Source organism: Winogradskyella vidalii (assembly GCF_013403955.1).
GTDB lineage: Bacteria > Bacteroidota > Bacteroidia > Flavobacteriales > Flavobacteriaceae > Winogradskyella > Winogradskyella vidalii.
On sequence record NZ_JABFDG010000006.1, the window covers coordinates 262,827 to 268,983 of the forward strand.

Consider the following 6,157-nt stretch of genomic DNA (forward strand, 5'->3'; position numbering starts at 1 on the left):
CTATTGAAATTTGAGAAATCTAATTATAAACAACAATTTATGGCTTTTAAACCCGCAAACAATATACAGGACCTACAATATTTTGGAGAATTTGGAGGTGTCAACCCCTCCATATCAGACTCCTCTACCTACACATTCTTATCTGCAAAAACCATGTTCGACACCTTTGAAGGTAATGCTGAAGGCTGTTATTTATATTCAAGGCATTCCTCACCTTCCAATTTATATTTAGGTGAAGCATTAGCAGCTATGGAAGGTACAGAAACCGCAACGGTAACAGCTTCTGGAATGGGCGCCATCACCCCTGTTTTATTACAGCTTTGTGATGCTGGAGATCATATTGTAAGCAGCAGAACAATTTACGGTGGCACCTATGCTTTCTTAAAAAACTTTGCGCCGCGCTTAGGTATAAACACCACTTTTGTAAACATCACTAAACTCGATGTAATTGAAGCAGCCATCACGCCCAAAACCAAAGTATTGTATTGCGAAACGGTTAGTAATCCCTTACTCGAAGTCGCGGATATAAAAGGCTTAGCACAGTTAGCAAAAAAGCACCAACTTAAACTAGTTGTAGACAATACCTTTTCGCCGCTCTCAATTTCCCCTTTTAATTTAGGTGCCGATGTTGTAATTCATAGCTTAACGAAATTTATTAATGGTTCTTCAGATACAGTTGGTGGCGTGGTTTGTGGCTCACAAGAATTAATAGACGACTTAAGAAATGTAAATTGCGGCGCTGCCATGTTATTAGGGTCTACTATGGATAGTTTGCGCTCAGCCTCTATTTTAAAAAATCTAAGAACTTTGCATATTAGAATGATGCAGCATAGCCAAAATGCAATGTATCTCGCTGAAAAATTTGAAAGTGATGGATTAAAAACCGTGTATCCAGGATTAGCTTCTCACCCATCGCACGACTTATTTAAAGCTATGATGAACAAAAAATATGGTTTTGGTGGCATGCTAACTATTGATGTTGGCACATTAGATAAAGCGAATGCTTTAATGGAACTAATGCAAGAACAAAACTTAGGTTATTTAGCAGTGAGTTTAGGCTTTTATAAAACCTTATTTAGTGCACCTGGAAGTTCTACATCTTCTGAAATCCCTGAAGACGAACAAGAAGCAATGGGTTTAAGTAACGGTCTAATTCGCTTTTCTATTGGATTAGATGCTGATATTGAACGTACTTACAACATGATGAAAATTTGCATGAAGAAATTAAGCATATTATAGTTTTAACATTTAGTGTGAATTAGATTGAAGCTTAGGTTTTTCTGTAATAAAAACTTAAGCTTTTTTCTTTTTAATTTTAACGCTTCAAATAAATCAATTTGCAAATGGCTTAACAAAATCGTAACATTACGACAACAAACTCAACCAACATGCCAGATAAGCCCTCTCAGATAGATTTTGAAGATCAAAAAATTATAGACAATGAAGAACTAAATCTACTTGAAGCCTTAATCCCCGTCATAATTCTAATGGGTATGCTCGCTTACAACATATTTTTTGTTGAGAGTCAAGAATGGTTTGGTGCTTATACCAATCAAATTATTTTATTATTAGGAGGTGCCATCGCTGCAGGTGTTGGTTTTTTCAATAAAACATCATTAAAAACCATGCTTTCTGAAGTATGGGAAAACCTTAAAACTGTTTTTGTTCCGGTTCTTATTTTATTTTTAGTTGGTGCATTAGCAGGAACTTGGTTGGTCAGCGGTGTAATTCCCGCAATGGTTTATTATGGTCTACAAGTGTTGAGTCCCGAAATATTTTTACCGGCTTCTGTCATTATAGCTGCTGTGATTTCAATTGCTACTGGGAGCTCTTGGACGACTTCTGCAACTGTTGGTATTGCGCTTGTTGGTATCGGAACGGCTTTAGGAATTAATCCTGGAATGATTGCTGGCGCCGTTATCTCTGGAGCCTATTTTGGTGATAAAATGTCCCCTTTAAGTGATACTACAAATTTAGCGCCTGCTATGGCTGGCACGGATTTATTTACACATATAAGATACATGGCCATTACAACAGTGCCTACTATTATTATAACCTTACTCATTTTCGGAATTATTAGTTTCAATATTAATCCAACAGGAAAAGCTGATGTAAGCAATCTACTCACTTCAATCAACCAAACCTTTTATATTACACCTTGGTTATTTTTAGTTCCTATAGCTGTAGTTGCACTAATTTTACTAAAAGCAAAACCATTATTAGCATTAGCTTCAGGTATTGCATTAGCGATTGTCTTTGCCTTCGTTTTTCAGAATAACATTTTAGAAGGTCTATCAGACTCTAAGTCTTCTGCTATTATAAGTTCAATTTTTACTGAAACCTCAATTACAACGGACAATGCTAAGCTAAACGACCTGTTTTCTGCCAGTGGTATGGAAGGCATGCTTTGGACCATCTATTTAATTATTTGCGCCATGATTTTTGGCGGCATTATGGATGGCATAGGTGCATTAGCTAGAATTACAAAAGCTTTATTAACTATTGCCACTTCGGTATTTGGATTATTTACAAGTACAGTAGCCAGCTGTTTAGGTTTAAACATTGTCGCCTCAGACCAGTATTTAGCCATCGTTATTCCAGGAAAAATGTTTAAACAGGCTTATGAAGATAAAGGTTTAGCTCCAGAAAACCTCAGTCGTACGCTTGAAGATTCTGGAACAGTAACCTCCGTACTTATACCATGGAATACTTGTGGTGCCTACCAAAGCGGTGTTTTAGGTGTTGGTGTTGGCGAATACTTTATTTATGCAATTTTTAATTGGTTGAGTCCGATTACCACATTACTTTTTGCTGCTTTTAGACTCAAAATAAAAATGATAGCTAAAAAATAGATTCTAATTATTACAGCTAGAATTAATTATAGAAAAAAGCTATATCTTTATAAGAAATTAAAATTTACTTAACGTGTTAATTCACTAATGAAAAGTATCTTTGTAGTAGAAAATCAATTAATAATTAAAAACTATAAAAAACATGGCATTAGTAGGAAGACAATTTCCAGATTTAGACGTAAACGCAATGAACGAATTGGGTGACACTTTTAAAGTGAACGTTCTAGAAGAAGCTAAAAACAACAATAAAAAAGTCGTTTTATTCTGGTACCCAAAAGATTTCACTTTTGTTTGTCCAACAGAATTACACGCTTTTCAAGCTGCATTAGGCGAATTTGAAAAAAGAAACACCGTTGTAATTGGTGCATCTTGTGATACGGCTGAAGTACACTTTGCTTGGTTAAGCACTTCTAAAGATAACGGAGGAATTGAAGGTGTAACTTACCCACTTTTAGCAGATTCAAACCGTAACTTAGCTTCGGCTTTAGGTATTTTAGATACGTTCAATGAAAACTTCGATGAAGAAACAGGATTAGTAACTGTTGAAGGTGACAATGTAACTTACAGAGCGACATACATTATTGACGAAGAAGGTACAATCCAACACGAAAGTGTTAACAACATGCCTTTAGGTAGAAACGTTAACGAATACTTGAGAATTATCGATGCTTTAACGCACGTACAAGAAAAAGGTGAAGTTTGTCCTGCAAACTGGGAAGAAGGCCAAGATGCAATGCAAGCCAATCCAAAAGGTACAGCTGAGTATTTAGCGTCTCACTAATAAATTACATTTAGACCTGATGGGTTTCTATAACCTATCAGGTTTATAAAAACACAAAACTTATGATTCAAGAATTAGAACAAGATAATCTACAAGAAATCATCAATGGTAATGATACTGTTGTTGTACAATATTCAGCAACTTGGTGTGGTAACTGCAGAATTATGAAGCCTAAATTTAAGAAATTAGCAACAGAAAATGAAGGTGTAGCTTTTGTTATTGCTGATGCAGAAAAATTTCCGGAAAGCAGAAAATTAGCAACGGTAGATAATTTACCAACATTTGCTACATTTAAAAAAGGGGAATTTAAAAACCAAACCCAAACTAACAAGTTTGATGTATTAAAAGAACTTGTACAAGACGCTATTTAATTATGAAATTACCTGTAATTAAACATTTAACGCAATTCATTGAAGACAATGATGAAGATTACATCATTGAAACCATTGAAACTTTAGAAGCACTAACTGAAGTGCCGTCTTTAAAAGATGAAGAACTAGACGTTATTGGAGAATTAATCTCTAATATGTATGGTGCTGTTGAAGTCAATAAAATGATAAAAGACGGTACGCCTAAAAAAGAAGCATTGAATACATTTATGTCTCGTGTTCTTGGTTCTATTGACAAATAAGAAAAAGAGAAATTAATATTTAAAAAACCATCTTGTGAAAACAAGGTGGTTTTTTTGTTTTAAAACGGGTTTGATTGTATTCAAAAAAACATGTCGTTTGAACGCCTTTTTCTAATAATGCATTAAAATATTTAAGCTCTTGAGATTTATCATAAATTAATGCCATGAATAAATCAGCAAATTCTTCGTCTAAAGCTGATTTCTAATTAACTTCGTCTCTCATGACTTTTAGCACCTAAAAAAGAGGTTTAACCTGCTGAATTTATGGGATAAGACTTATGAAAGTGATGATATAACGAGTTGGCAACAAGCTGAACAAAAATGAAACAGACAGAAAAACAGAAAAAAATCCGATTAATAATAATCATTCTGACAATTGTCGGACTGATTAGTTTTCTGTCCCAAACTGTAACTGTTTTTGCATATGGAATTGACAATACGACTGAATTTTATTTGTTGCTTTATCCAATGTTATTTGTTTCTCTAATTTTGGTATTCGCCAAATCGAAATTCGGAATTTTATTGACTTTACTAACTTCGATTTCATATAGCATTTTACTAACAAACGAAGTCGGAAAATATTTGACTTTTGATTTCCAGAACAGTATTTTGATTTTAGTTCTGCTACTTCCCTATTTAATATTTTTGAGTTTAATTCCATTGTCAATTATTTATTTAACCGACAAAACAGAGAATAAAATAAAATTTCAAACAGCATCTGTTTTATTTGCTCTTGGTTTTTTTGCTTTTATGGCAATTGACCGAATGGACAAAGATTATTCAAGAACTGTTTTTGTGGACGCAAATTTGAAAAATAACGGAATTGTACAATTAAAACTTAAACCGGGATTTGGCGACACAAGAGAATTTTATGTTAAAACAAACTCGAAAGAATTAGAAAAAATCATAAAGGAAAAAGGAGAATTTGTACAAGGAAGTTACTTTCTATCAAACACACGAATTCAAACGAATTATAAGTTTGACAAACTAAAATCTTTGACAATATTAGAATTTAATAAAAATATAGAGTTGCCTAAACTGACTTGGAATGTGAACGAAATAAATGGAAATTATGATTTTATTCGACCATAAAAAGCCAGTTGCCAACAAAGTACTGTGGTAAAAAACAAGTAAAAATGCACTAATTTTTCATTAAAGTACTTCTATATGTATCATCATATATTAAACCTGATTTTGCTATAGCAAAAGCCTGTTTTAATAGTTTATTACACACCGCTATCAATGCCAATTTTTTACTCTTTCCTTTTGCTACTATTCTCTCATAAATATCACGACATGCTTTATTGTATTTACAAGCATTAAAGCTGCACATAAATAACAGATTACGTAGTTTCTGATTTCCTATTTTACTGATACGAGGCCGTCCATTTACACTACTCCCACTCTTTCTAACTACAGGGGTTAATCCAGCATAACTACACAATTCGCTACCACTTTTAAAACGATCAAATCCATCGGTTAAAACCAATAGCATTACTGCGGTTTTATTTCCTATACCTGGAATAGTTTTTATTCGAGTTAGTAAATCTTGATACTCTTGTTTTACTATTATTAATAGTTTTTCTTCTAAGGTTTTTAATTCTTTATCAACCTGCTTTAAACTACGCTTTAATGAAGCCACTACGACTTTACTTGGGTTACCTAAAACAGCTTCTCCATGTAGCTTATTTTTAAGCATAGTGCTTTGTTTTGTATACAATGAAAGGAGTCTGGTCATTTGTAAGCACTCTGTTTGAACTTTGGAATTGCCTTCCCAAAGTTTTAATTCCACCTGTTTGGCATACTCACAAATCAATTTAGAATCACTTTTGTCTGTCTTGATTTTAGACAACTTCATTTGGATAAAACGTTTTACTGATAATGGATTTTCAA

7 protein-coding genes are annotated in these 6,157 nt (G+C 33.5%); 6 read left to right on the forward strand and 1 reads right to left on the reverse strand.

The features are described 5' to 3' along the window. The first annotated feature begins 39 nt into the window (after nt 1-39). The 6 genes from HM982_RS14730 to HM982_RS14755 all read left to right on the forward strand — a co-directional run bounded on the left by HM982_RS14730 (nt 40) and on the right by HM982_RS14755 (nt 5,356). Nucleotides 40-1,239, forward strand: a complete 1,200-nt coding sequence (locus HM982_RS14730) for an aminotransferase class I/II-fold pyridoxal phosphate-dependent enzyme (RefSeq protein ID WP_179354059.1) — start codon at nt 40-42, stop codon at nt 1,237-1,239. A gap of 149 nt (nt 1,240-1,388) precedes the next feature. After that, nucleotides 1,389-2,852 carry a Na+/H+ antiporter NhaC family protein gene (locus HM982_RS14735; RefSeq protein WP_179354061.1) on the forward strand — a complete coding sequence of 488 codons (1,464 nt, stop codon included), beginning with the start codon at nt 1,389-1,391 and terminating at the stop codon, nt 2,850-2,852. Between the two features lie 142 nt (nt 2,853-2,994). Continuing rightward, nucleotides 2,995-3,633, forward strand: coding sequence for a peroxiredoxin (locus HM982_RS14740; RefSeq protein WP_179354063.1), 639 nt, complete (start codon nt 2,995-2,997; stop codon nt 3,631-3,633). Nucleotides 3,634-3,695: 62 nt separating this feature from the next. Next, entirely contained in the window at nt 3,696-4,004 is a 309-nt protein-coding gene (locus HM982_RS14745; RefSeq protein ID WP_179354064.1) for a thioredoxin family protein, read from the forward strand. 2 nt (nt 4,005-4,006) lie between these two features. Next, nucleotides 4,007-4,264, forward strand: coding sequence for a DUF6952 family protein (locus HM982_RS14750; protein ID WP_179354066.1), 258 nt, complete (start codon nt 4,007-4,009; stop codon nt 4,262-4,264). 321 nt (nt 4,265-4,585) lie between these two features. Next, nucleotides 4,586-5,356, forward strand: coding sequence for a hypothetical protein (locus HM982_RS14755; RefSeq protein ID WP_179354067.1), 771 nt, complete (start codon nt 4,586-4,588; stop codon nt 5,354-5,356). A gap of 49 nt (nt 5,357-5,405) precedes the next feature. On the opposite strand, the gene HM982_RS14760 is transcribed toward HM982_RS14755, so the two are convergent. Next, on the reverse strand, nt 5,406-6,157 hold a 752-nt coding region (locus HM982_RS14760; RefSeq protein WP_179354069.1), incomplete at its 5' end, for an IS110 family RNA-guided transposase.